Origin of the sequence: Burkholderia sp. NFPP32 (assembly GCF_900119325.1) — a bacterium.
GTDB lineage: Bacteria > Pseudomonadota > Gammaproteobacteria > Burkholderiales > Burkholderiaceae > Burkholderia > Burkholderia pyrrocinia_C.
On sequence record NZ_FPJP01000002.1, the window covers coordinates 125,235 to 150,604 of the forward strand.

24 protein-coding genes are annotated in these 25,370 nt (G+C 68.8%); 10 read left to right on the forward strand and 14 right to left on the reverse strand.

Features of this window, described 5'->3' with window-relative positions:
* The first annotated feature begins 182 nt into the window (after nucleotides 1-182).
* Together BT264_RS04875 and BT264_RS04880 are read left to right on the forward strand one after the other, a co-directional pair.
* On the forward strand, nucleotides 183-599 hold the full coding sequence (locus BT264_RS04875) for a helix-turn-helix domain-containing protein (RefSeq protein ID WP_072436796.1): 417 nt from the start codon (nucleotides 183-185) through the stop codon (nucleotides 597-599).
* A 2-nt stretch (nucleotides 600-601) separates the two neighbouring features.
* Nucleotides 602-1,942, forward strand: coding sequence for a type II toxin-antitoxin system HipA family toxin (locus BT264_RS04880; protein WP_072436795.1), 1,341 nt, complete (start codon nucleotides 602-604; stop codon nucleotides 1,940-1,942).
* A 24-nt stretch (nucleotides 1,943-1,966) separates the two neighbouring features.
* On the opposite strand, the gene BT264_RS04885 is transcribed toward BT264_RS04880, so the two are convergent.
* Nucleotides 1,967-3,094 carry a 4-hydroxyphenylpyruvate dioxygenase family protein gene (locus BT264_RS04885; RefSeq protein ID WP_072436794.1) on the reverse strand — a complete coding sequence of 376 codons (1,128 nt, stop codon included), beginning with the start codon at nucleotides 3,092-3,094 and terminating at the stop codon, nucleotides 1,967-1,969.
* Nucleotides 3,095-3,450: 356 nt separating this feature from the next.
* On the opposite strand from BT264_RS04885, the gene shiA reads away from it, so the two are divergent.
* Nucleotides 3,451-4,758, forward strand: a complete 1,308-nt coding sequence (gene shiA / locus BT264_RS04895; RefSeq protein WP_072436793.1) for a shikimate transporter — start codon at nucleotides 3,451-3,453, stop codon at nucleotides 4,756-4,758.
* Between the two features lie 201 nt (nucleotides 4,759-4,959).
* Nucleotides 4,960-6,261 carry a UDP-N-acetylglucosamine 1-carboxyvinyltransferase gene (locus BT264_RS04900; RefSeq protein WP_034179537.1) on the forward strand — a complete coding sequence of 434 codons (1,302 nt, stop codon included), beginning with the start codon at nucleotides 4,960-4,962 and terminating at the stop codon, nucleotides 6,259-6,261.
* A gap of 128 nt (nucleotides 6,262-6,389) precedes the next feature.
* Here BT264_RS04900 and BT264_RS04905 read toward each other — a convergent pair whose 3' ends face one another.
* Together BT264_RS04905 and BT264_RS37870 are read right to left on the reverse strand one after the other, a co-directional pair.
* Nucleotides 6,390-7,001 (reverse strand): hypothetical protein, encoded by a 612-nt coding sequence (locus BT264_RS04905; protein ID WP_072436792.1) that lies wholly within the window; start codon nucleotides 6,999-7,001, stop codon nucleotides 6,390-6,392.
* Between the two features lie 26 nt (nucleotides 7,002-7,027).
* Nucleotides 7,028-7,216 (reverse strand): hypothetical protein, encoded by a 189-nt coding sequence (locus tag BT264_RS37870; RefSeq protein ID WP_143155685.1) that lies wholly within the window; start codon nucleotides 7,214-7,216, stop codon nucleotides 7,028-7,030.
* Nucleotides 7,217-7,361: 145 nt separating this feature from the next.
* Here BT264_RS37870 and BT264_RS04910 point away from each other — a divergent pair, with 145 nt between their 5' ends.
* Entirely contained in the window at nucleotides 7,362-8,132 is a 771-nt protein-coding gene (locus BT264_RS04910) for an IclR family transcriptional regulator domain-containing protein (protein ID WP_072436791.1), read from the forward strand.
* A gap of 97 nt (nucleotides 8,133-8,229) precedes the next feature.
* Here the strand turns inward: BT264_RS04910 and BT264_RS04915 are convergent, their stop codons facing one another.
* The 6 genes from BT264_RS04915 to BT264_RS04940 all read right to left on the reverse strand — a co-directional run bounded on the left by BT264_RS04915 (nucleotide 8,230) and on the right by BT264_RS04940 (nucleotide 14,322).
* The gene (locus BT264_RS04915; protein ID WP_072436790.1) at nucleotides 8,230-10,530 is read right to left on the reverse strand and encodes an ATP-dependent DNA helicase; all 2,301 of its coding nucleotides are present in this window, start codon (nucleotides 10,528-10,530) and stop codon (nucleotides 8,230-8,232) included.
* Nucleotides 10,527-12,221, reverse strand: a complete 1,695-nt coding sequence (locus BT264_RS04920) for a VRR-NUC domain-containing protein (RefSeq protein WP_072436789.1) — start codon at nucleotides 12,219-12,221, stop codon at nucleotides 10,527-10,529. The genes BT264_RS04915 and BT264_RS04920 overlap by 4 nt, the downstream gene beginning before the upstream one ends.
* Before the next feature lie 90 nt (nucleotides 12,222-12,311).
* Nucleotides 12,312-13,190 (reverse strand): MipA/OmpV family protein, encoded by an 879-nt coding sequence (locus BT264_RS04925; protein ID WP_072436788.1) that lies wholly within the window; start codon nucleotides 13,188-13,190, stop codon nucleotides 12,312-12,314.
* Between the two features lie 212 nt (nucleotides 13,191-13,402).
* Nucleotides 13,403-13,714 carry an ATP-binding protein gene (locus BT264_RS04930; RefSeq protein ID WP_072436787.1) on the reverse strand — a complete coding sequence of 104 codons (312 nt, stop codon included), beginning with the start codon at nucleotides 13,712-13,714 and terminating at the stop codon, nucleotides 13,403-13,405.
* A 13-nt stretch (nucleotides 13,715-13,727) separates the two neighbouring features.
* Nucleotides 13,728-13,928 (reverse strand): hypothetical protein, encoded by a 201-nt coding sequence (locus BT264_RS04935; protein WP_072436786.1) that lies wholly within the window; start codon nucleotides 13,926-13,928, stop codon nucleotides 13,728-13,730.
* Nucleotides 13,929-14,022: 94 nt separating this feature from the next.
* Complete coding sequence (locus BT264_RS04940) at nucleotides 14,023-14,322, reverse strand: hypothetical protein (RefSeq protein WP_072436785.1); 300 nt, start codon at nucleotides 14,320-14,322, stop codon at nucleotides 14,023-14,025.
* 143 nt (nucleotides 14,323-14,465) lie between these two features.
* Between BT264_RS04940 and BT264_RS04945 the strand changes: the two genes are divergently transcribed.
* From BT264_RS04945 to BT264_RS04955, 3 genes are all read left to right on the forward strand, one after another.
* Nucleotides 14,466-14,714, forward strand: coding sequence for a hypothetical protein (locus BT264_RS04945; RefSeq protein ID WP_072436784.1), 249 nt, complete (start codon nucleotides 14,466-14,468; stop codon nucleotides 14,712-14,714).
* Nucleotides 14,715-15,052: 338 nt separating this feature from the next.
* Nucleotides 15,053-15,484, forward strand: coding sequence for a CBS domain-containing protein (locus BT264_RS04950; protein WP_034179547.1), 432 nt, complete (start codon nucleotides 15,053-15,055; stop codon nucleotides 15,482-15,484).
* Nucleotides 15,485-15,593: 109 nt separating this feature from the next.
* Complete coding sequence (locus tag BT264_RS04955) at nucleotides 15,594-16,100, forward strand: PRC-barrel domain-containing protein (RefSeq protein ID WP_072436783.1); 507 nt, start codon at nucleotides 15,594-15,596, stop codon at nucleotides 16,098-16,100.
* A gap of 22 nt (nucleotides 16,101-16,122) precedes the next feature.
* Here the strand turns inward: BT264_RS04955 and BT264_RS04960 are convergent, their stop codons facing one another.
* A complete protein-coding gene (locus BT264_RS04960) occupies nucleotides 16,123-16,743 on the reverse strand; it encodes a DUF4142 domain-containing protein (protein WP_072436782.1) in 621 nt (206 codons plus the stop codon).
* 122 nt (nucleotides 16,744-16,865) lie between these two features.
* Nucleotides 16,866-18,857 (reverse strand): hybrid sensor histidine kinase/response regulator, encoded by a 1,992-nt coding sequence (locus BT264_RS04965; protein ID WP_072436928.1) that lies wholly within the window; start codon nucleotides 18,855-18,857, stop codon nucleotides 16,866-16,868.
* Between the two features lie 388 nt (nucleotides 18,858-19,245).
* Between BT264_RS04965 and BT264_RS04970 the strand changes: the two genes are divergently transcribed.
* A complete protein-coding gene (locus tag BT264_RS04970) occupies nucleotides 19,246-20,283 on the forward strand; it encodes a sigma-54 interaction domain-containing protein (RefSeq protein ID WP_072436927.1) in 1,038 nt (345 codons plus the stop codon).
* Between the two features lie 30 nt (nucleotides 20,284-20,313).
* Here the strand turns inward: BT264_RS04970 and BT264_RS04975 are convergent, their stop codons facing one another.
* Together BT264_RS04975 and BT264_RS04980 are read right to left on the reverse strand one after the other, a co-directional pair.
* Nucleotides 20,314-22,113, reverse strand: a complete 1,800-nt coding sequence (locus tag BT264_RS04975) for a methyl-accepting chemotaxis protein (RefSeq protein ID WP_072436781.1) — start codon at nucleotides 22,111-22,113, stop codon at nucleotides 20,314-20,316.
* Between the two features lie 342 nt (nucleotides 22,114-22,455).
* Entirely contained in the window at nucleotides 22,456-22,710 is a 255-nt protein-coding gene (locus BT264_RS04980) for a DUF3562 domain-containing protein (protein ID WP_072436780.1), read from the reverse strand.
* Nucleotides 22,711-23,274: 564 nt separating this feature from the next.
* Here BT264_RS04980 and BT264_RS04985 point away from each other — a divergent pair.
* Nucleotides 23,275-23,715 (forward strand): hypothetical protein, encoded by a 441-nt coding sequence (locus tag BT264_RS04985; protein WP_072436779.1) that lies wholly within the window; start codon nucleotides 23,275-23,277, stop codon nucleotides 23,713-23,715.
* Between the two features lie 505 nt (nucleotides 23,716-24,220).
* On the opposite strand, the gene BT264_RS04990 is transcribed toward BT264_RS04985, so the two are convergent.
* Nucleotides 24,221-25,156 (reverse strand): universal stress protein, encoded by a 936-nt coding sequence (locus BT264_RS04990; RefSeq protein WP_072436778.1) that lies wholly within the window; start codon nucleotides 25,154-25,156, stop codon nucleotides 24,221-24,223.
* Nucleotides 25,157-25,370 lie beyond the last annotated feature (214 nt).

The following is a 25,370-nucleotide window of genomic DNA, read 5'->3' on the forward strand; positions in this document are numbered from 1 at the left end:
GATCGAATCAATACGGCCGGCTGCGGGATCGCGGTGCCGGCAGGAGGGTTGGTCCGGTTTTCGCGTAACAGGCGATCGCTTGTTTTCACGAAATACAGCCTCAGGTTTGTATTTTTACAATACATGCCATAGACTGTATTTTCAGATTACAAACGATCGCCTGTCATCCTGCGGAGCGCCCGATGGCCTTTCCTGTCCAGACCCTGACCCAGTTGCGCCCGATACTCGTCGGTTTCCGGAAATCCGCGGGGCTCACGCAGGCGCAATTGGCCGCCCGCCTGGGCGTCACGCAGCAATCCTATGCGCAGCTCGAAGCCAATCCGTCGGCGGTGAGCATCGAACGGCTTTTCAAGGTGCTGAACACGCTTGGCGTTCGTATGACGCTCGACCTGGGCGCGCAGGACGAATCGGCGGGACCAGCCAGTACCGATGCACGGCCGGCGGCTCCCAAGCCGGCCGCGAAAAAGCGCATGCCGGACCCGGCGCGCGGCGCAACGGCAGCAAAAGCTCAAACCAAAACCACGACCGGCGCCGCGCGCAAGCGGCCGGCGACAGCAGCGCCGGGCAAGCCACGGGTCTCGAAACGGGAGGACTGGTGACGATGGCGTCACGCGCCCGCCACGACCGGCTCGACCTGTGGATGAACGGCATTCCGGTCGGCTATTGGGAAATCCGGCGCGGCGTCGAGCGCCTCGTCTACCTGCCGGGCTGGCTCGACGATCCCCAGGGGCGGCCGCTATCGCTGTCGCTGCCCTTTACGCCCGGCAACCAGCCGCACCAGGGCGCGATCGTCGCCGACTACTTCGACAACCTGCTGCCGGACAGCGAGCCGATCCGCCGCCGCATCGCGCAGCGTTACCGGCTCGGATCGACGGCACCGTTCGAACTGCTCGCGTCGATCGGCCGGGATTGCGTCGGCGCGATCCAGATGCTGCCGCCCGGCGAAATGCCCGTTGACCTCGAGACGATCGACGGCGTGGCGCTCGACGACGCAGCCGTCGCCGACGTGCTGCGCCACGCGACCGCCGCTCCGCTGCCCGGCCGCGCGGAGCCGGACGGCGACCTGCGCCTGTCGATCGCCGGCGCGCAGGAAAAGACCGCATTGCTGCGTCAGGGAAACCGCTGGTTGCGGCCGTCGGGCAGCACGCCGACGACACACATTTTCAAGCTGCCGCTCGGGCGCGTCGGGAACATGCAGGCCGACATGCGGACGTCCGTCGAGAACGAATGGCTGTGCTCGAAGCTCGTCGCCGCATACGGCCTGCCGGTCGCGCCGTGCGAGATCGGCAGGTTCGACGACCAGAAAGCGCTGATCGTCGAGCGCTTCGACCGGCGTCCTTCGCGTGACGGCACGTGGATCCTGCGACTGCCGCAGGAGGACATGTGCCAGGCGACCGGCACGCCGTCCGGCGCGAAATACGAATCCGACGGCGGCCCCGGCATCGATACGATCATGGGCATCCTCGCGAATTCGACCGACGCCGCGCACGACAGGATGAATTTCTTCGTCGCACAGCTCGTGTTCTGGGTGCTGGCGGCGATCGACGGCCACGCGAAGAACTTCAGCATCGCGCACCTGCCCGGCAATACGTACCGCAGCACGCCGCTGTACGACGTGCTGTCCGCGCATCCGATCATCGGTACACGCCGCAACCAGTTGCCGCCGCGCCGCGCGCGGCTCGCGATGGCCGTGTGCGGGAAGAACCGGCACTACGTGATCGGCGAGATCCAGCCGCGTCACTGGATCGCGCAGGGGCGGCGCGTCGGCCTGACCGAAGACGACGTGCGCGTGGCGATGGCGGCTGTCGCCGCGCGCACGGAACCCGCGATTGCCGAAGTCGCGGCGCAGATCCCGGCGAATTTTCCGGCGGACGTGGCGGACGCGATCTTCGACGGCATGCGTCGCCAGAGCCGCAAGCTCGGGGCGGGAAGTGCCGCGTGAGGTTTGACGGCCGCCGCGAGCCGCTCAGCCCGCGTCGCGCGCGCGGGCGAGTGCCGCGAGGTTCCCTTCGCCAAACCCGTGGTGCCCCTTGCGCTGCACGATCTCGAAGAAGATCTCGCCGGGCCGGCGCTTGACGAAGGTCTGGAAGAACAGGCGCGGCACGCCGTCGCTGCCGATCTCGCCGTCGACCAGCACCGCGCGGCTGCGCAGCGCGTCGAGATCGACGCCGTGCCCGGGCAGCCGCGCATCGACGTCGTCGTAATAGCGTGCGGGCGGCTCGATGAATTCGACGCCGTTCGCGCGCAGCGCATCGACGCATGACAGGATGTCGTCAGTCGACAATGCGACGTGCTGGACGCCCTCGCCCGGATGGTCGGGCAGATACGCGTGCATCAGCTCGGTACGCCGCGTGCCTTCCTCGTAGACCGGAATCCGCACCGCGCCGCACGGCGACACCATCACGCGCGATTCCTCCGACACATGCCAGTGCGCGTCGATCTGGTGGATCTCGCGAAAATGCAGCAGGTCGTGGTAGAAATCCAGCCACTCCTGCATGCGGCCTGCGCCGACGGTTTGCGTGAAGTGGTCGACCTGCTGCAGGCCGACGCCCGCGCAGTCGAGATCGGTGTGTGCGGTCGCGATGTCGATCGGCCGGAAATCGATGTCGAAGATCGAGATGTCGCCGACCCCGCCGCGCTGGCCGTTCCGCCCGCGCCAGCGGTCGACGAAATACAGGTGCGAATCGCCGATGCCCTGGATCGCCGGGATCTTCAACTCGCCGACACCGACCTTTTCGCCTTCGAACGCCCACGCGCCGAGCTGGATCGCGCGCTCGAACGCGCGCCGGGCATTCGCCACGCGCAAGCCGATCGCGCAGACGCCCATCCCGTATTCCTCCGCATAGCGTGCGGCGAACGAATCGGGCTCGGCGTTGATCAGGAAATGCATCTGCCCTTGCCGGTACAGCGTGACGTTCTTGCTGACATGCCGCGCGATCGCCTTGAACCCGAGCTGCTCGAAGCGTTGCGCGAGCGCTTCCGGCACGGGCGCCGCGAATTCGACGAATTCGAGGCCGGCCATCCCGAGCGGATTGGCGACCGGATCGACGACGGACGGCGTATCGCTGGACAGGGGGTGGGAATTGCCGGGCATTCCAGTCTCCGGGGGCATGCGGTCGAGGGGGATGGCGCCCCGCGCGGGCGGCATGCGCGGCCGATGTGGCGACCGGGCATCCGCCCCGAGCGGGCGAGTTTTCATGCTGCAGATTTTAACCAGATCGTTCACGACGGCACACCCTGGCCGAACGGGATATCGTCGCGCCGCCTAGTGCAAACCCGAAAAGCGTTCGATAATCGCACGATATTGAACGATAATCGCGCACTTTGCCCGATTGGCCAATTGCCGCCGTGCGGCGCGCACCCTATTCTCCGTTCACTCATCGACTTCAATGCAGCATCGGACGCGGCGCCGCCACGATTCCACGATGCGCCGTACCAGGAGACACCGCCATGACCCCAACCTTCGACACCCTCGACGTCGCCGCCGGCAGCCGCGCGCGCAGCCAGGCCCGCAAGGCCGCGCTCGGCAGCTTCGTCGGCGCCGTCGTCGACTGGTACGACTTCCTGCTGTACGGGATCGTCGCCGCGCTGGTATTCAATTCCGAGTTCTTCCCGAAAGTCAGCCCGACGATGGGCACGCTCGCGGCGTTCGCGACGTTCGGCGTCGGCTTCCTGTTCCGGCCGCTCGGCGGCGTCGTGTTCGGCCACTACGGCGACCGGCTCGGCCGCAAGCGGATGCTGGTGCTGACGGTGATGCTGATGGGGCTGTCGACGGTCGCGATCGGCCTGCTGCCGACCTTCGCGACCATCGGCTGGTGGGCGCCGGTGCTGCTGGTGCTGATGCGTGCGATCCAGGGTTTCGCGGTCGGCGGCGAATGGGGCGGCGCGGCGCTGATGGCCGTCGAGAGCGCGCCGAAGCAAAAGAAGGCGTTCTACAGCAGCGGCGTGCAGGTCGGCTACGGCGTCGGGCTCGTGCTGGCCACGGGCATCGTGTCGATCCTGAGCCACACGCTCGGCGAAGCCGCGTTCAAGTCGTGGGGCTGGCGCCTGCCGTTCGTGTTCAGCATCGTGCTCGTGCTGGTCGGGCTGTGGGTGCGCAAGAGCATGGACGAATCGCAGGAGTTCGTCGAGAAGGTCGAGCACGGCAACCGCAAGCTGCGCCTGCCGGTGCTGGAAGCGCTGACGCGCCATCCGAAGGCGTTCCTGCTGATCGTCGCGCTGCGTCTCGCCGAACTGTTCACGATGTATATCGTCACCGCGTTCGCGCTCAGCTATTCGACGACGAACCTCGGCATGTCGCGCGACCTGTTCCTGAACGTCGGCCTGCTGGTCGGTGCGGTGAGCTGCGTGACGATCCCGTGCTTCGCGTGGCTGGCCGACCGCTACGGCCTGCGCCGCATCTACCTGATCGGCGCGCTGATCGGCCTTGCATCCGCGGTGCCGTTCTTCATCGCGCTGGAGGCGCGGTCGATCGCGTGGATCGTGATCTTCTCGATCCTGCTCGCGAACGCCGCGCACGACATGGTCGTGAGCGTCCAGCAGCCGCTGTTCACCGAGCTGTTCGGCGCCGAATACCGCTATAGCGGCGCGGGCGTCGGCTACCAGTTCGCGAGCGTCGTCGGCGGCGGGTTCACGCCGTTCATCGCGGTCGGCTTGGTCAGTCTCGCCGGTGGCTCGTGGCACCTCGTCGCCGGTTATCTCGCGGCGGGCTGCCTGATCTCGCTGGTGGTTGCCGCGCGGATGCGCGCGGCGCAGTGACGAAGTGAGCGCGTGGCCGGCCCGATCCGCGGCCGGCCATTTCTCCGCATCGGCCGCCGGCCGAACGGCGGTCCCCCGCCCAACGTCAAACACCGTCAATCACGCGCGGCGATTCCCCTTTTCCCCGCTGAACATTCCACGCCGCCCGCCGACCAATGGCATCATATGGGCCTACGTCAGTCACCGATACGCCCCCATATCATGTCGAATCTCATCGTCCACGGCGGCACTCCGCTGCGCGGGGACATCAAGCCGTCCGCGAACAAGAACGCCGTCCTGCCGATCCTGTGCGCCACCCTGTTGACCGATCAGCCGCTGCGCCTTGTCGGCGTGCCGGACATCACCGACGTGCGCAAGATCCTCGACATCTTCCGCACGCTCGGCAGCGACGTGTCGGTCGACTTCACGACCGGCCTGCTCGAACTCCACCATCGCAACACGAAGTTCGATCCGGCCGTCCACCGGCTGCCCGAGGCGATGCGCTCGTCGATCATGCTGATTCCGCCGCTGCTCGCGCGCTTCGGCGTCGCGCGCCTCGAGAACGACGTGAAAGGCTGCACGCTCGGCGTGCGCGAGATCGATCCGCACGTCGAGGTGTTCGAGCGCTTCGGCGCGCACATCGAGCGCACGCCCGATTCGCTGATCGTTCGCACCGACGGCCCGCTGACGGCCAACGATCACTGGTTCGACTACGCGTCGGTGACGACCACCGAGAACTTCGCGCTGTGCGCGACGGCGGCGAACGGCACGTCGACGCTGATGAACGCGGCGTCCGAGCCGCACGTGCAGGAGTTCTGCCAGTTCCTCGCGATGATCGGCGTCACGATCGAAGGCATCGGCACGTCGCGGCTCTGCGTGACGGGCGGCGGCAAGCTCGGCGGCGGCGAATTCCGCTTCGCCGAGGATTTCCACGAGATCGCGACGTTCCTCGCGCTCGGCGCGATCACGGGCGGCGACATCACCGTGCGCAACTCGTCGCCCGAGCATTTCCCGCTGATCGACCGCACGTTCGCGAAGTTCGGCGTCAACGTCACGCACCGCGACGGCTGGTCGCGCGCGGAACGCGATGGCCCGCTGCGCGTGCGCCGGCCGTTCACGCAGAACATCCTGACCAAGGTCGAAGCCGCGCCGTGGCCGTACCTGCCGGTCGACCTGCTGCCGATCTTCATCGCGCTCGGCGTGCGTGCGGAAGGCAGCGCGATGTTCTGGAACAAGGTCTACGACGGTGCGCTCGGCTGGTCCGGCGAACTGTCGAAGTTCGGCGCGCACGTGCTGCTGTCGGATCCGCACCGGCTGATCACGTTCGGCGGGCTGCAACTGACGCCGGCGCGCGTCGAGAGCCCGTACATCATCCGCGTCGCGATCGCGCTGCTGATGGTGGCCGCGAGCATCGAAGGCCGCTCGGAAATCATGAACGCGCTGCCGATCCGCCGCGCGCATCCGCATTTCGTCGAGAACCTGCGCTCGGTCGGCGCGAACGTCGAGTGGACGAGCAGCGAATAATGCCGCTCCGGCGGGTGCGGCTCGCGTGAAGTCGGCGCCGCATCCGTCCTCCCTCCTTCCCCGGCCGGCGTCGGCAGACTGCCCGGCAAGCGGCGCGCGTTGAAGGATCGCCGCTTCGCTTCCAGGCGTTACTCTCCCTCCCCGCACTCGACGTCGCCCGCTCCCATGTGGTCGAAGCCGTAAAGCATCACGGCGGTCGTCCCGTGCGCGGGATCGCTCGGCCGCCTGCCAAGGCCGTCGTCGGCCGGGCTCGACGGATACTGGATGCTCGTGTCCATCAGGTTGGCCGGCTGCTTGCGCAGTTCCGCCTCGGTCAGCTTGCGCCCTTCCGCGCGCGGCAACCCGAACGCCTTGCGCACGTCCGCTTCGTTCCAGGTTCCCTTCAGCATCACTGTGACCATCTGCAGGTCGCCATGCTCCCAGTCCAGGTCGACTTTCGTCGCGAGCGGATGCACGCGGGCCGCGAGCCGGTCGGGGAATGCGGGGCCTTCGTAATATGCGGTCGTGTTCCTGCACGCGTCGCCGGTATTCCGGTACTTCTTCAGCATGCAATTGAAGCGCTTGTCGCGATAGTCGAAAGTCTTTTCGAGGGTGCAGCCGAATGCCGGCGACGGCATGCGTGGCCATGCGCGGATGTCGACGGTTGGCTTCGGGAGTGCCGCGCCCGTCGAAGGGTTCGCCGCGGCAAGCAGCGGCATGGCCGCGACGAGCACGGCGAGAGCGGATTCGCGAATTTTCATTTTTTGTTCCAGTCGGACCGGCGATTCTATCCAGACTGTGGATGACCGGGGCCAGTCGGCGCGATCAACCGTGTTCCGATAGTCTCCTTGACGGCCAGCGCCCACGCATCCGGCGTGGCCGGCGCTGCCTGCGCATGCGCGGGCAATGCCGCCAGCGCCAGCGCCACGGCGCAGTATGCGAGATGGCGCGTGATTCGGTTGTTGTCGACGCTCATTTCCCCACGCTCGTGCCGAGAATCCTGCGCCGAATCATACAAGCCCGAACCATGCGACCGGCTGCGTGCCCGCAGCCTGTTCGATCTGCGCGATAATCGCCCACTCCCGCGCGATCACCGCGCATGACGGCACCGCTTCCCGACGATGAAAAAGCCCGAACTCGACCGACGCGACTGGATTGCCGGCCTCGAAAAAGGCCTGATGATCCTGGAAGCATTCGACAGCCAGCACGCGCGCATGACGCCCACGCAGGCCGCCGCGCGGACCGGCCTCACGCGCACGGCCGCGCGGCGCTACCTGCTGACGCTCGAATCGCTCGGCTACGTCTACACCGACGGCAAGCTGTACGGCCTGACGCCGCGCGTGCTGCGGGTCGGCTGGTCGTACTTCGACTCGGCGCGGCTGCCGCGCACGGTCCAGCCGTATCTGCAGCAACTGAGCGCGTCGTTGAACGAATCGGCTTACGTGAGCGTGCTCGACGGTTGGGAACTCGTGTTCATCGCGCGCAACGGCGTGTCGCGCGTGATGACGACCGGCTTCGTGCTCGGCGCGCGCGTGCCGGCGCCGCTGACGTCGCCGGGCGTCGTGCTGCTCGCCCATCATCCGGATCGCGAGGCTGTGCGTGCATGGCTCGACGACACCGAACTGCCGCCATTCACGCCGCACACGATCACCAACAAGGCGCGCCTGCTCGAACAGGTCGACCACGCGCGCGACGCCGGTTTCGCGGCGATCGAGCAGCAACTGCAGGTTGGCGTGCGCGGGATCGCGGTGCCGCTGAAGAATCGTCACGGCGAAGTCGTCGCCGCGCTGAGCACGAACATGCCGATCGGCACGGAGACGACCGATGCTGCCGTGCGGCGCGTACTGCCGCACCTGCAGGAGGCCGCGCTGGCGATGCTGAACGTGCTGTAGTGCCCCGCCCAGGGCGACGCCCGCTACACCGCTACGCAACGAACGGATAACGCTTCTGCGCTGCAACCGGCAGTCTGCCGGCCGGGCAACCTCTCCTTCACCCGATCCGCCACCACCGCGGCAGCAGATCGCGCACTTCCCGCCGCCGGTAACGATCGTCGATCAGATGCACGACGCCTTCGTCGTGCTCGGTGCGGATCACGCGCCCGGCCGCCTGCACGACCTTCTGCAAGCCCGGATACAGGTACATGTAGTCGTAGCCGTTGCCGAAGCGCGCGTCCATCGCGCGCCGCATCTGCTCGTTGACATCGTTGACCTGCGGCAACCCGAGCGTCGCGATGAATGCGCCGATCAGCCGTTCGCCGACCAGGTCCACGCCTTCCGAGAACGCGCCGCCCAGCACCGCGAAGCCGACGCCGCGCCCGCCCGCGTCGAAGCGTGCGAGAAACGCATCGCGCTCGCTTTCGGCCATGCCGGGCGCCTGCGCCCATACCGGCACGTCCGGATGGCGCGTCTGCATCAGCGCGACCACGCGCCCCAGGTAGTCGAAGCTGCTCAGGAAACCAAGGTAGTTGCCTGGCCGCGTCGCGTATTGCGCGGCGATCAGGTCGGCGATCGGTTCGAGCGAACGGTCGCGGTCGCGCCAGCGTGTCGACACGTGGCTCGCGACGCGCACCGTCAGTTGCTCGGCGCGGAACGGCCCGTCGACGTCGAGCCAGCCCGTATCGCCGGGAAGCCCGAGCGTGTCGCGGTAGAAATGGAACGGGCTCAGCGTGCCCGAGAACAGCACGGTCGCGCGCGCGGCTTCGTAGCGCGGCGCGAGAAATCCGGCCGGGATCACGTTGCGCACGCACAGCGTCGACTGAACGCGGCGCCGCCGGCTGGCCGACGCGACGCCGTCGAGCGCCGGCTGGCGCGGCATCGGCTCGCCGTGCAGCGTCGCGTCGAAGATCGACGCGCTGTCGAAGGCTTCGGCGAGCACGCCGAACTGGATCGCCTCGAAATGAAAGCGCAGCAGCGCGTCGCCGTTCGCGCGCGGCGCGTCGGTCAGGTGCTCGCCGATCGCCGCGACGAGATTCTGCACGGCCGACACGATCGGGCCCGGAATGTCCGGATACGCCGCATAGCGCTCGGCCTGCGCGCGATTGACCGTGCCCCATGCGCGGGCGAGCCGGTCGAACGCCTTGCGCAGCGCCGCGGGCGCGGCTTCGCGCGCGGCCGCGAACGCGAACGGATCGAGCGACGCGCTGTACATCTTGCGCGCACGGTCCAACAGGTTGTGCGCTTCGTCGACGAGCACGCCGACGCGCCACTGGTTCTGCTGCGCGAGCGTGTGCAGCATCGCGCTGCCGTCGTAGTAGTAGTTGTAGTCGCCGATCATCATGTCCGACCAGCGCGCGAGCTCCTGCGCGAGGTAGTACGGGCAGACGTCGTGCGCGAGCGCGGCCGCGCGCACGGTATCGCGATCGAGCAGCCCGGCACCGATCGCCGCGTCGCGCGCGGCCGGCAGCCGGTCGTAGAAACCTTGCGCGAGCGGGCACGACTCGCCGTGGCACGCTTTGTCCGGATGCTCGCACGCCTTGTCGCGGGCAACGAGCTCCAGCACGCGCAGCGGCAGCGCGGGCGTGCCGGCGCCGAGCGTCGTCGCCGCTTCGAGCGCGAGCGCGCGTCCGGGCGTTTTCGCGGTGAGGAAGAACACGTGGTCGAGCTCACCCTCGCCGCACGCCTTCAGCAGCGGGAACACGGTGCCGAGCGTCTTGCCGATGCCGGTCGGCGCCTGCGCCATCAGGCAGCGCTCGTCGCGCGCCGCGCGATAGACGGCGACCGCCAGCTCGCGCTGGCCGCTGCGGAACTGCCCATGCGGAAACGCGAGCGCGCGCAGCGCCGCATCGCGCGCCGCGCGATGGGCCGTCTCGCGCTCGGCCCAGCCGACGAAGCATGCGCACTGCTCGGCAAAGAACGCTGCGAGCGTGTGCGCGTCCAGCGTTTCAGTCAGCACGGTCTCGCGCTCGGACACGATGTCGAAATACACGAGCGCGACGTCGATTTCCGCGAGGCCACGCGCGTCGCACATCAGGTGCGCATAGACCTTCGCCTGCGCCCAGTGCAGTGCGCGGTGGTTCGCCGGCATCGCGTCGAGGCTGCCGCGATAGGTCTTGATTTCCTCGATGCGGTTCGCCACGGGATCGTAACCGTCCGCGCGACCGCGCACGGTGAGCGTGCCCCACGTGCCCGTCAGCGCGATCTCGGTTTCGTAGCGCGCGCCCCGGTTCGACGTGACCGCGCCGTGGCCGGCGATGCCTTCGAGCGCGGTCGGCGCAGGCGTGAAGCGCAGGTCGAGATCGCCGCGCCGCGCGGTGAACTCGCACATTGCCCGCACCGCGACGACGTAGCTCACGCGGACAGCCTCGCCGCGTCAGCTTGCGCGCCGCCCGCGCCGGCCCACTCGACATCGACGACGCGCACCGGCATGCCGTGCGCGACGCAGTAGGCGAGCCAGCGCGTCTGGTTGTCCTGCAGCCGGTCTCCCGGGCCCTTCACCTCGATCAGTTCATAGCGGCGCTCGCCGGGCCAGAAGCGGACGAGATCGGGCAGCCCCGAGCGGTTGCCGCGGATATCCGCGAGCAGGCGTGCGAACCACAGCCGCAGGTGCTCGGGCGGCAGGCACGCGAGCGCCTCGTCGAGCAGTTCGTCCGTCAGCACGCCCCAGAACACGAACGGCGACTGCAGCCCCGCCTTCGTCGAGTAATGCCGGCGGATCGTGTCGCGATACGCGCCCGAATCGAGCTGCGCGAAACAGGCGGCGAACGCGTCCGCGCGGCGTGCAGCGAAATCGGGCGCGTGCAGGTCGGCCGGGCCGCGCTGGAACGGGTGGAAGAACGCGCCGGGCACGGCTGCGAACACGGGCTCCCAGCACAGCAGCCCGAACAGCGAATTGATCAGCGTGTTTTCGACGTAATGGACCGTCGACGCCGGCTGCGCGAGATGGTCGCGCACCGCGAATTCGACGCTGACGAACGCGTCGGGGCGCGCCAGCACGAGCGTCTCGCGCGGCACGTCCGGCGCGGCGGCCGCGCGTTCGACGCGCTGGCCGACGCGGCGCTGCAGGCGTGGCAGCATGCGCTCGACGCGCTGGCGCTCCTCGTCGCTCTCGAAACCGCCGCGCGCATCGAGCGCCAGTGCGAGCGCGTCGTCGTCGCGCCCGCAGCGCTCGAGCACGCGGATGCGCCGATGGCGGCTGCCGGGCCATGCGCTGCGCGTGTAAGCGTCGAGCGCGGCGGCCCAGTCGGCGCGGCGCTCGCAGGTCTGCCCGAGCGCGAACAGCAGCTTCGCGCGACGCGTCGCGAGCCACGGCTGCGCACAGCCCACCGCGTCGATCGCGCGCAGCAGGTCGTCGAACGGCAGATCGTCGGGCCACGCGTCGAGCGCGTCGCGGCACATCTGCAGCGCGAGATACGCGTCGACGTCGCCGCGCTGCTGGAACGCGCGCGACGACGGCGCAATCGGCACGCTTTCGTACTGGAACACGCCGAGATCGGCGAGGACGAATTCGCTCCAGTCCTGATGCAGATTGCCGAAGAACATCAGGCGCAGCCGGTCGCACAGCGCACCGACCGTCACGCGCAGCACGCGGTCGCCCGCCTGCGCACACCACGCGTCGAGCGGCTGCGCGGCATCGTGCGCGGGCCGCAGCCGTTCGAGCCATTCGGGCTTGCGCTCGCCCGCATGCGCGGCCAGCGACGGGAAGATGCGCAGCAGGTCGGCCTTGGTCGACAGCGCGAACAGCTCGTCGAGCGTCAGCGCGGGCGCCGGATCGACCCAGCCGAGCGCGACGAGCGGCGCGGCCGCATCGAGCGTGCAGCCGATTTCGTCGTACGCGAGCTTGCTTGCGCGGAAGTCGGACCCGCTGCGCATCAGCATCCGCACCAGCAGCGCGCGCGACGCCTGCGGCAGCGACGCAAAATCGCGAACGAACGCCTGCTCCCGATGGTCGAGCAGATCGTCGTAACGCTCGCCGAGCCAGGCCAGCGCGCGTTCGAAATTGGTCAGGTAGTAAAACGCCGGGGGCGTCGGCGAAGCAGGCGTCACGGGAATCGATCACTGTACGTTTGTACAGGTCGGAATCATATCAAATGTGATGGGAATTGCCGCACGCCGCCGCCCGGCCAGACACCTGGATCAGAACTGGTAATTCACCGACATGTCGAACACGCCGTTGGTCGACTGCTGCGTGATCGGGCTGCGCGCCGCGCGGCCGACGAGCTGCTCGATCGCGCCGTCCATCGTCACGAACCAGTGCTTGTTCACGAACCAGACCATCGTCACGCCCAGGCCAGCCGACTTGATCCCCGCGCCCGACGAATAAGCCGGCAGCCCCGAGCGAGCGGCGGCACCCTGGCTCACGCCGAACCAGCTGTTCATGTAGCGCGAGTCGGCGAACGAGACGGTCGGCCCCGCGAACCAGAAGAAGTTTTCGTTACTGCCGGGCATCGGCATGTATGCGGAGAAATCGCCGGTCCAGCCGTTCGAGCCGCCGATGCTGCGGCGGACATCCGCGCGCAGCACGAGCGGGAATTCCTTCGAGATCACGTAATCGGCCGCCAGCTTCATCACGGGCGCCGCGTTGATGTTGTCGAGGCCGTTCAGGTGGCCGAGATCGTCGGCCGAGCGGCGCCCGAGGTCATAACCGACCGACAGGCTCACGCGCCAGTTCGGCCCGCGCAGCACGTTCGCGCCCAGCCCTTCGCCCGTCGACAGGAAGAACAGGTCGCGATAGCGGATGTCGAGATTCGGGCCGCCCATCACGCGATAGCGGTCGGAGCCCGCATAGCGCGGCTGCAGCGTCATCGCGGCGCCGACGCTGACCTGCCAGGTGGAGACGGTCGGATCGAACAGTTTCTCGAGCGGCACGCCTGCCGAGTATTGCCACTCGCCGAGCGGCGAAGGTGTCTGGGCCGACGCGTCGCGGGCGCCGGCCGCGGCAAGCGCCGCGCATGCCGACAAGCCGGATACGAACCGGCGTGCGCCGGGTGACAGTAACGGGCGGGCAACAGTCATCAAGGCGGTCTCCGTCGGTTGCGCGAAACGAACCTGAGGAAAAGCGCAGCGCAGCCTCTTCGGCTGCAGCGGCTGGCAGGGCAGCCTGCGGCACGAACGTAGCGTGCGCTGAATTAACGGACATCCTACGCGACGCGCGCGCAGACGCAAAGCGCCCGCTGCGCGCGGGCACTTTGCCGCTTTCCGGAATGGATGGGTGAAGCGTTGCCGGATCAGAAACGCTCGACGTGATAGTCGCCGGCCAGCGCGGCCGGGCTACGCGTCGACATCATCCGCGAGAAGCCGTCCGCGAGCCGCCCGAGCGCGAGCTGTTTCTGGCTGGTATCCCAGTGCGTATAGGTGTCGTATGCAGCATCGTCGAACGATACGGTGACGGCGACCGGGCGGCCGCTGGCGCGAAAGCCGATATGCAGCACGCCGCCCGGCAATTCCTCGATGTGATAACGCAACGAGCGCGATTCGAAATAGCGGCCCAGCACCTGAGCGATCGCGCGCTTGTCTGGCGATTGCACGTGAATGTCCATGATGGTCCTCCTTTCAGTGGTCGTGCGGCCGGTTGCGGCGCACCGCACCGCGCCCGCCCGGCATCCGTATCGGCGGCGGGTGCGACGGCGGATCGCCGTGCGGCAACCCCTCGGGCACGGGCGGATCGACGGGATCGTCGTGCCCGGGCTGCGTCGGATCGGGGTCGACGTCAGGTGTCGGTTCGGGGCGGTGCAGCGTGAATGGCGTCTTCATGTCACTCCTGCGCGACGGCGCACATCTCGATGGCGCTGCGGCCGTGCGCAAGCGGCGTGCCCGTTGCCCGATCCGGCCTGACGCTGCCGTGCGGTCAGTCGTCGTAGGCCGCCATCACCAGCCACATCGTGCGCCCTTCCGCGATCAGCCGCACCGCGAGCGCGAACGGATCGGACGGCGAGCATTGCGCGACGAGCGCCCGCTGCGCGCGTTCGGGACCGTCGTAGACGACGTCGTTCAGTTCGCGCACTTCGTCCTTGCCGTCGAACATGCGTCGTTCGGGCCGATAGACCAGCGATTCGCGCTTCCACGCGTCGAACCGCTCGCGTACGTGGCCGAAATCGCCGCCGCATACGTTTGCGTCGTAACGTATCCTTTCCTTGGTTGCATTCATCACGATGTCCTCTCGTCCAGGTCGACGGCGCGCGGGTCATGCCCGTCGCACCGGCCGGCGTCCCCCGGCGTGCAAGCGTCGTGCCGCCGATGCCGCGCAGGCACGGCGCTTGCGCCCGCATCAACGAACAAGGAGGTTCGACCATGAACGTTCACGCCCCCGGCCGCCGCGACGCCGTGTCACCGGCTGCCGGCCTGCTCAGGCTCGCCACGTCCCGCCCGCCGCCCGAAGACAAGACGGAGGAGCGCATCGACGAAGGGCTCGAGGAGACGTTCCCGGCCAGCGATCCGCCCGCCGTCGGCGGTGCGACGCGTATCGACCCCGCCAAGCCGTCCGGCAAGCACGAACGTCGTGCGCCGCACGTCCCTTCCCCGCCCCGCGATCACGGCTGACGGCGGCACCCGGCTCACGATGCGCTGCGGCGCATCGGCGGGCCGGCGAAATCCGGAGCGATCTGATGAAGATCCTTGAACGCCGATGGCATGAAATCAGCGGCGCCGCCGGCGTCGCGACGCTGGCGGCGATCGAAAGCGCCGTGGTGCTCGCGATCGTCGCGATGACCGGCATCGGCCACTGACATCGCTTGCCGCCCGTTCGCGACTGCCGCCGTGGAAGATGTACAAGCGGGCTGGCAAATTTCTCCGTCGTCCGGCCGACAAGGGCCGGCGTGCGCGGAGCGCGCGCGGCACGGTATCTGCTCCCGAATCGATTCGCTCACGAAGGAGGCTTCATGTATCGCGTCAACGAGATCATGTCGCGCGACGTGGTGTGCGTCGCGCCGACCGATACGATTCGCCATGCGGCCGAACTGATGCAGCGCTTCGATATCGGCGTGCTGCCCGTTTGCGACGGCACCGAACTCGTCGCGATCGTGACCGACCGCGACCTCGCGGTGCGGGCGCTGTCGCACGGCCATTCGTCCGATACGCCCGTGCTGGCGGTCGCATCCGCACCCGTGCAGTGGTGCGTCGAGGACGACGGCGTCGGTGATGTCCAGCAGCGGATGGCCGACGTGCAGTTGCATCGGCTGCCGGTGCTCGACCGCAGCCTGCGGCTCGTCGGCATCGTGTCGCTCGGCGACATCGCAACGCGCGCGGGCGGCCCTGAGCGCGACGAGCTCGCCAATACGCTCGAGGACGTGTCGCTGCCGCGTCGGCGCTGACACACGCGCGCTCCCTCGTTCCGCACGACGGCCCGCTGCCCGGGTGCGACGCGCACACGCACGCGTTTCGCGCGTGCGCCGGGTTGCCGTTTCGACCAGGAGGTTTTCGATGACAACGGACAAACCGTCGCGCGACGCCGCGCGCATCGTCGGCGCCGGCCGCCGCCCGCACGCGGGTGGGCCGGGGCCCGACGTGATGGCCGCCCGCACGCTCGAAGGCGATCGCGTGCTGACGGTGGACGGCGACGACATCGGCAAGGTCACCGACATCATGCTCGACGTGCGTTCCGGCCGGATCGCATATGCAGTCGTCGCGTCGCGCGGCGGGAGCGGGAGCGGCGACAAGCTGCTCGCGGTGCCATGGAACGCGCTGATACTCGACGTCGAGCGCAAATGCTTCGTGCTGCCCGTTGCCGCCGAGCAGGTGCGCGAAGCACCCGGCTTCGACAGGAACCGCTGGCCGGCCATGGCCGATCCGGACTGGGCCGAGGCGCTGCATGCGTACTACGGCAGTGCGCCGTACTGGCTGATCGAGGAAGGCGAAACGGCGCTCGACTCGCCGCCTTACGAGGCGTCGCCGGGCGGCCCCGAAGACGACGGCCGGCGCAGGCGTTGAAATCGGCCGGCTGCAACGCGATTCAGTGCGCGGCCGCCACCGTCTGCGCGAGCCGCCGCGCGGCGGCCAGATGCGCGTTCAGCGTCGGCAGCGCGCGGGCCGCGAATGCGCGAAGCTGCGGATCGCGGCCGTTGCGCGCCTCGGCTTCGTAGAGCCGGATCGCCGCCTCGTGCGCGCGCGGGCCCGCCAGCGCGACATAGGCCGTGTCGAACGCGCGGCCATCCTTCGTTCGCAATGCCGTCACTGCCGGATCGACTAGCATCCGCGTCTGGACCGGTACGCCCTTTTGCGCGCCAAGCTGCCGCAATTCGGCGGCGATGCGCGTGAGATCGTCGATCATCCGGCGCGCGAATGCCTTTACGTCCGGGTTCGACGAGCGGTCGAGCGCGAGCTGGCTGGCCTGTCGCTCGACCTTGCCGAGCATCGCGGCCTTGTCGACGAATTCGGCATCGATGCCGGTCGGCCGCTGCGTCATGGCGGCCTCGTCGGCGGTCGGGCCGGGGCTGACGACGCCCGGCGCGACCTGCACCGAAGAAGCAGGCGGCGCCTGCGCGTGCGAGAGCGCGAACGCCAGTGCGCCGGCGGCGGCCAGCGCGCCTGCCGCCGGCCGGCGTTCGTCCCGGTTCATCCGGTTCGTTTTCATCCGGGGACCTCCGTATGCGAGACGGAGCGGGCCGGCCGCGCGTTTTCCGTCACTCGGGACGCTCGGCCGACGTAAGGAAATCGGTCCTGCGCCGTTGCTCCATGCGCCCGCTGTATCCGCTGCTACCGGTCGCGCACTTTCCCGTCGCGTGAATCGTCCGGCGCGACGTCGACGATCACGCTCGCCAGCGTCGGCATGTCGACCGGCTTGCACAGATATGCGTCGAAACCGGCGGCCAGCACGCGGTGACGGTCGGCCTTGCCGGCGTGCGCGGTGACCGCGACGACCGGCAGGTGTCCGCCGCCGCCCGGCAAATGCCGAATGCGGTCGAGCAGCCAGAAGCCGTCGCCGTCGGGCATCGCGAGATCCGACAACACGACGCTCGGCGGATGCCGTTCCACCACGTCGAGCGCATCGTGCCCCGACTGCGCGGTCGATACCTGCGCGCCCATCGTTTCGAGTGCCGCGGCGAGGCTGGCGCGCGACGTCGCGTCGTCGTCGACGACGAGCACGCGCCGGCCGTCGAGCGCGGCCGCGGCCGGCCGGCCCGTCGTGCGCACCGGTTGTGCGACCGGATCGTCTGCGTCCCAGCCGGCCGGCAGCGTGACCGTCACGGTCGTCCCGCGTCCGGTGCCGGCACTCGTTGCGACGACGTCGCCGCCGTGCAGTTGCGCGATGTTGCGCACGATCGACAGGCCGAGCCCGAGGCCGCGTTTCGGCGAAGCGAACGCGCCTTCGGGCCGGCTGAACGTCTCGAACAGGTGCGGCAGGTATTCCGCCGCAATGCCTTGCCCCGTATCGGCGACCGACAGCCGCACGCGCTCGCCCGCTCGCGTCAGCGACACGGTGATGCGCCCGCCCGGCGGCGTGAACTTGATCGCGTTGGACAGCAGGTTCGACAGGATCTGGCGCACGCGCTCGCCGTCCGCCGAAATCACGCAGGTCGGCATCGAGTACTCCGTCGACAGCACGAGCCCGTTCGCCCGTGCCGTCGCGTCGAGTTCGCGCATGGCGTCGCCCACGACGCGCACGAGATCGACCGGCACGTGTTCGAGGCGCAGCCGGCCCGTCGCGAGCGACGATGCGTCGAGCAGGTCGCCGACCATGTGAGACAGCGATCGCGCGCTGCGATCGATCGCGTCGATCGCCTGTTGCGCGAAACCCTGCCCGTCGACGTTGCGCAGCACCTCGACCCAGCCGTAGATCACGTTCACCGGCGTGCGCAGCTCGTGCGAAACCGTGGCCAGCAGTTCGTCCTTCAGCCGGTTCGACGAGTCGGCCTGCGCACGCGCGTCGCGCGCGCCGCGCAGCGAACGCAGATCGCGCCGCTCGTCGCGGCGGCGTTCGCGCGCTTCGCTCAGCGTCATCGACAGGCCCGTGCAGTTGCCCTGCGCATCGATGATCGGCGACGCGGCAAAGGTCGCACGAAAGCGGCCGCCGTCGCCGCGCACGCACAGCACGTCGAGCGGCCCGACAGGCGCATGCAGGTTCGCGAACGATGCGGGCACCGGATGCCGCCGCAACCAGCGCGGCGCGATCATCGAAACGATGTCGCGCCCGGTCGCCTGCGCCGCGTCGATCCCGAAGATCCGCCACGCGGCCGGATTCCAGCTGGTGATTCGCCGCGCGGCGTCGACCCCGACGATCGCATCGGGTGACGCGTCGACCACACGGCGCAGCTGGCTGTCGTCAGGCGCGCGCGCGGCGGGCGCGGGCTCGCGGCGCGGCGAGCGGGCATTGCCGTGGCCGTCGTCATCGATTTCGCGCGGACGCGGACGATCGTTCGCGAGCAATGGCTTCACGGCCGTCACGAGCACGCACTCGACGAAGCCGATCGCGACGAACGTGCCGGCCTGCGCGAACAATGTGGCCAGCGGCGCATCGCGCCACCACAGCATGCCGATCACGGCCACGCTCGCAACGGTCGCGGCCAGGCCGCCGCCGAATGACGTCAGCCACGCAGCAGCCGCAACGGCCGCATAGAAAGGCAGCGGCGCAATTGGCGCGTGCTCGCCGACGACGCGAATCGCCCACGCCTGCAGCGCGGACGCCAGCCCGACGGCCAGCATGACCCATGCACCCTGCCGTAACAGCTCACGGTTCAGGGTCCTCATTGCATCCTTGCATCGCGCCGGCTCCCGTCGCGCGGCATCGTGCCGCTTGTCGGCCATCCGGCATTGTCGTCGAGCGTGCCGAGCGAGCATGGTGGTATCAGCAAGCAACATGCCCGATGCGGGCCTGGGGCGGTGTCCGGACCGAGAATGGTCGGACCGGCGTCATGGCGGCAGTCTGTTCGGCCGCAGCCGGTCCGGCACCGGTCGAAGTCGCGGTCCGCCCGGGAGGAATGCAATCGCAACCGGCTTTTTCATCGGGTTTCTGTAAAAAGGCGCCGGTGGATCGTTCCACGGGTTTGCGGAAAGACCGATGGGCGATTCCTTCCGCTCACGCCGCACACATTGGAAATTCCTATTCAGCGGCACCTTCGCGGCCGTTTCGCTGTCGATGATAAATATTGCAATGAACGGAACACGTGATGCCGATTTTCAAAACGGCCCGCTAACGCCGATGGTCGAACCCGCAAACCGGTCGAAGCAGCGCGCAGACGGCCGCCGGCTATCCGGACGGTCCTCCGCGATGCGCACGCTGCTCGGCCGCATCGAGAAAATCGCGCCGACCCGCGCCAGCGTGATGATTGCCGGCGAAAGCGGGGTCGGCAAGGATATCGTCGCGCGCCGGCTGCACGATCTCAGCGCACAGCGGGACGGCCCGTTCGTTCCCGTGAACTGCGGCGCGATTCCGCCCGATATTGCCGAGTCGCAACTGTTCGGGCACGAGAAAGGCAGTTTTACCGGCGCGATCGCGCAGCGGGAAGGTTTTTTCGAAGCCGCGCGCGGCGGCACGCTGCTGCTCGACGAGATCGCGGAAATGCCCGCGGCGCTGCAGGTGAAGCTGTTGCGGGCAATCGAGTCGAACGCGATCGTGCGGGTGGGCGGCACCGAGCCGATTCCGCTCGACGTGCGGATCGTGTCGGCCACCCGCCATAATCCGGCCGACGCCGTGCGCGACGGCCGGCTGCGCGAGGATCTGTTCTATCGCCTCGCCGCGTTCGCACTGTACGTGCCGCCGCTGCGCCAGCGCGACGGCGACATCGAGACGATCGCGCTGGAATTCGTCGATACGCTGAACGCGCGGCACCGCTCGCACAAGCGGCTGACCGACGCGGCGATCGCGGCGCTGCGCGCGTATTCGTGGCCCGGCAACGTGCGCGAGCTGCACAACACGCTCGAGCGCGCGTACATCCTGGCGGACGACGGCATCGACGTCGCGCTGCCGAAGCTGGCGATGCCGCCCGACCGCACGTCGGAGAGCGCAATGGCGCTGCCGCTCGGCGCGACGCTGCACCATGCGCAGCAGCGCTTCATCGCGGCGACGCTGCATCATTTCGACGGCAACAAGCCGCGCGCGGCGAAAGCGCTCGGGATCAGCCTGAAGACGCTCTACAACCGGCTCGCGCTGATGCGCGACCGAGGCCGCTCCTGAGCGGCACGGCCGCGCATCCGGCGTGCCGCGTCATGCGACCTTGAACTGCCCGACCGTCGTCGCCAGCGCGTTCGCCTGCGACTGCAGCGCGGTTGCGGCCGCCGTCGACTGTTCGACGAGCGCCGCGTTCTGCTGCACCATTTCGTCGAGCTGCGTGACCGCGCGATTCACTTCCTGGATGCCGCGCGTCTGCTCGTTCGCCGCGTGCGTGATCTCGGAAATGATCGTCGTCACGTTCGACACGTTGGACACGATCTCGCGCATCGTGTCGCCGGCCTGGCGCACCTGCCCGGACCCGGCCGACACGCTCGCGACCGTCGATTCGACCAGCACCTTCACTTCGCGCGCGGCCTGCGCGCTGCGTTGCGCGAGGCTGCGCACTTCCTGCGCGACCACCGCGAAGCCGCGGCCCTGCTCGCCCGCGCGCGCCGCTTCGACGGCCGCGTTCAGCGCGAGGATGTTGGTCTGGAATGCGATCCCGTCGATCACGCCGATGATGTCGCCGATCCGGCCCGACGCTTCCTCGATCTTCCCCATCGTCGCGACGACGTCCGACACGACCACGCCGCCGTGCGACGCGATCCGCGACGCGGCCGCCGCGCGTTCGTCGGCCTGGTCGGCGGCTGCCGCCGACTGGCCGACGGTGGCCGTGATTTCTTCCATCGAAGCGGCCGTTTCCTCGAGGCTCGCCGCCGCCGATTCGGTGCGCGACGACAGGTCCTGGTTGCCCGCCGCGATCTCGTTCGCAGCCGTGCGCACCGATTCGCTCGCGTCGCGGATCTGGCGCATCACGTCGTTCAGCTTGTCGATGAAGCTGTTGAACGAGCGCGCGATGTCGGCGACTTCGTCGCGGCCGTCGGCCGGCAGGCGCTGCGTCAGGTCGCCCGCACCCGAGCCGATCGCGGCCATCGCCTGACGCACCAGCGACAGGCGGCGGAACGCGGTCGCGGTGATCGCGCCGATGATCAGCGACGCGACGCCGACGATCACGATCAGCGTGACCAGCGATGCGGTCAGCAGCGAGCGCATCCCGGCCGTCGCCTCGGTCTTGTCGAGCAGCACCAGCGCGTACCAGTCGGTGCCCGGCACGGGCCGCGCGCGCACCAGCTTCGCCTCGCCGCCGACACCGACCTCGACGGGCGCGGTCGCGGCCGCGATCGACGCGGCGCTCGTCGCACCGAGTTCGGACGACACGTCGGCGACCGGCTTCAGCGTGAGCTTCGGGTCCGGGTGCGCGACGACGTGGCCGCTGCTGTCGATCAACATCCCGAAACTCGCGGGCGTCGGATGAATCGACTTCACGTTGGCGATCACGCTGTCCATTGCGACGTCCGCGGCGACCACGCCCTTCAGCGCGCCGTCGCGCAGGATCGGCACCGCGAACGTGACGACCAGATTGCCGGTGCCGGCGTCGACGTAAGGCGGCGTGACGACCGGCTTGCCGGCCTGCGCGGCCTGCTTGTACCACGGGCGGCCGGTCGGATCGTAGTCGGGCGGGATGCCGGTCGGGTCGGAGAAGCGGAACGCCTTGTCGGCATAACCCGCGTAGACGTTCGTGAAGCCGCCGGCCGCGGCCGTCTGCTTGAACACAGGCAGCGGATCGGACGCCAGCGCGGCATCCTGCAGCGACGCGATCATCCGGCTCCGGGTGGCGACCCAGTCGGCGATCCCGACCACGTGGCCGCTCGCGACGGAGGTCAGGTTGCGATCGATCGCGTCGTCGTTGTACGAGCGTGCGATGAAGTAGTTGATCAGCGTGGTGGCAACGAGCGCGAATACGACGATGGCGACGCACGCGGCAAGGATGCGGGCGCGGATGGAGGAGAACATGGCAACGACTCGGTAAGGGAGCGCGAACGCGCGGTGGACCAGTTCACCGGGTAAACGGCAATCGCGCCGCTTACTTGAGGCCGTTGCGACAATTCAGCGAAATGTATGACGAAACGCCGCCGGCTGTCGGCGGATCGTCAGGAGACTGCCGTGCCTGACCAGTGCCCGCGCGCAGGTCGCCGGGCGCGGCGACGGTGCCGACGGCCTCGTGCGCGGAAATCGCCGGGCGTTTCGGGTTGGCCGGCTCGCCGTCGACCGCATGCGTGAAGGTCGAGCGGGATTTGACCGCGGCCCGGCGACGGATCGGGTAACGCCCGCCGCGTCAGCCGCGGCGAGCGCCCGTCATAGACGGTGGCTCGGGCGCGGATCGGATTCAGCGGGCGACGTATCGGCCCGCGTGTCGCTGTCGAGATCGTCCTGCTGGCGCATCCGTTCGCGCAGGTGCCGGATCGCGAACACGTGGATGTAGTCGTGCACACGCGCGCCGGACGACAGCGCGCGCACTTCGTCGTCGAGCATCGCGCGCAACTGGTCTGCGCCGATCGCACGCTGTTGGGCGGCTTCCTTGAGTGAATCGAGCAAATTGTCCTTGGACATCGACGAACTCCTGACGGTCGAGGAACGAAAAGAAGACGGTACTGGAAGTTTAGAGACTGGACGGCTACGCGGCGTGCGATGCGCCGGAGCATATTTGCGCGCGATCAACGGCACGTTGCGTGCCGCCGTGCCGATCCGTCTCCGGACCGGCCGCGCCCGGTTCGCGGCGCAAACCGCCCGCGAACGAAACTGGAAGCCCTGCCACGCCACCCCGGGCGCGGCACCGGTCGACGGGCTGACGATGGAATGCCGCGCGACGCCGATGCAGTTGGGGAACTTAGACCGGCCGAAATCATGCGTCAAGCGACGTCTGCGGCACCCCGCTCATTCGTCGGAACGAACGCACGGATCACGGCAGATAGCACCGCACCCGCCGATCGGCCGCCACGCGTGTCAGCGGATTCCGATACGCACCGCGCAATGCCTGACAGCGACTTCAGCGCACGCTGCTTGGCAGCGCGTTGTCGCCGCCCGATACTGATGGCATGAACAAGGCGTTCATACCGGGTCATCGCCCAGCCGGCCTTCGAGCCGGCATGCGGGGTCCGGCGCAGGAGACCAACCATGACACATCGCAACTTCGCAGGCCGGGACGGCCAGCGGCACGCGTCGGGCAATGCGCGCGCCCTGCCCGCCCGGGCCGGGTCGGCCGGCATCCGTCCGTCCGACGATCTCGACACCTTGCTCGCACTCGCACGCGAAGCCGGGCTGCTCGTCACGCTCGACGGGCAGATCGGCCGCGAAAAATACCAGAGCGTCGCGGGGTCGCTACTCGCGCTGCAACGGTTCGCCGCGGCACTCTGCGCGCGGGCCGCGGACGACGCGCCGGCCGTTTCGGAGTCGCGCCGCAAGGCGCGCCCCGGCTGGCCGCATGCGAACCGGCTGCGCAATCGCACATGCGGCGTGTGCGCACCGCTGCATGTCGTGCGCCGACGCCCGCATCCGAATGTACGCCGCGGTGCCGGCCGCCGGCACACTCTGCGGTCCATTCTTCGCACCCTCTAGCAGGCACGGCGCGGGGCCGTGCGATGGCCTGGCTTCTACAGGGCCTGCAGCGTGCCGCGCATGTACGGCGATGCCATGCACGCCGCGAGCATCCGCCGACCCGCATCGACCGCGCGCCATGACGTGCCATGACGTGCCGTTCCACACGGCAGCATTCACGACAGTTCCCGCGGGGAAAAGAAATCTGACGGGGCCGGCAATGCGGAAAGCGGACGGGGTGACTCGCACCCCGCCCGTCCTCCAAGGCAGCGGTCGGCTGCCTACCCTCGTGCCAGAGAGTTCCGGGTCGGACGATGCGCCATGCAATGCGAGGCGCGCCTCCTGAAAAGGATGGGTCGACGACCAACGCGCCGTCGATCGATGCCCGCGTTCATGCGCGACTGTCATTACATTTGCACGACAGACCGGCCGCGTCGGCGGATGCTCCATGAATATCTCACGCGATGCGCACGACGTTTCTGATGCAGGTCAACCGAAACCCGTTTCGTGCGTGACAGCGCGCCAGTCACTCCGCGCCACGCACGAGCAAGACAGGCACTTGCGCGAGGTGCGCAACGCGGCGCGCGACGCTGCCGATCAGCCAGGCGGCGATGCCGCGCCGGCCGTGCGAGCCGACCACCAGCAGTTCCGCACGCCAGTGCACGGCGTCGCGCATCAGCGCATGGGCCACGTCGTCGCTGGTCGGACGCGTTTCGACGATACCGCGCTTGGTCGGGTTACCGGTCGCATGGAACAGCGGACCGACCTTCGCCAGTGCATCCTCGCCCTCCGCACGGTACGCATCCTCCAGCGCGCGCACCGGCACGAAATCCGTCAGACGAACCGCGCGATCGATCACGTACGCCGCATACAGCAACGTCGTCGGCGCCGCGAAGCCGAGCCCGACACGCACCGCGTGCAGCGACGGCTCGCTGCCGTCGACCGCGAACATCAGCCGCTGCAGCGTGCCGTCCGACGGACGTGCATAGCCGGCCGGCACGATCAGCAGCGCGCAGCGCGCGCGTGTCGTCAGCGTGTCCGACATCGCACCTTCGACGAGCCGCAGCAGCCCGTGATGCGGATTCGCGCCGACCACGAGCACGTCTGCACGCCACGCCAGCGTGTCGTTCACCAGCGCATCGGCGACCGTGCCGCCCGTGACCGACGTATCGACGACGACCTGCTCGACCTCGATGCCGCTGTCGTCGAACAGCGCCGCGATCCGCGCGTTGGTGGCTTGCGCCTCGCGGATCATGTCCTCGCGCGCCGACGTCAGCAGCGCGTCGATGCGCGGGATGTCGGGCAATACGAGGCGCGGGTTGTCGATCGTGCAGACGATGCGCAATCGCATGCCGGAGCGCAGAAGCGTGCGCGCGTAGCGCGCGGCGGCCAGCGATTCGGGCGTCGGATCGACGGCCAGCGCGATTCGCGCGAGCGTCGGGATGGAATGAGCAGGCTGCATGGCGAAGGCCTCCGTGCGTGCGCGTCGTCGCGGAACGACGACGGGAGCTTCGCGCGGAAACGGCGCGCGACGGCCGGGCGGCCGAACGGCTGGCGCGGTCGCGGGGATCGCCGGGTGACCACGCGAAGCGCGGACAAGCAATGCGTTCAGCATAGGACGTCCGGCCCACGCGCGCATGATCGTGATCAACGATCGCGCAGCCCCTGCCCGTACT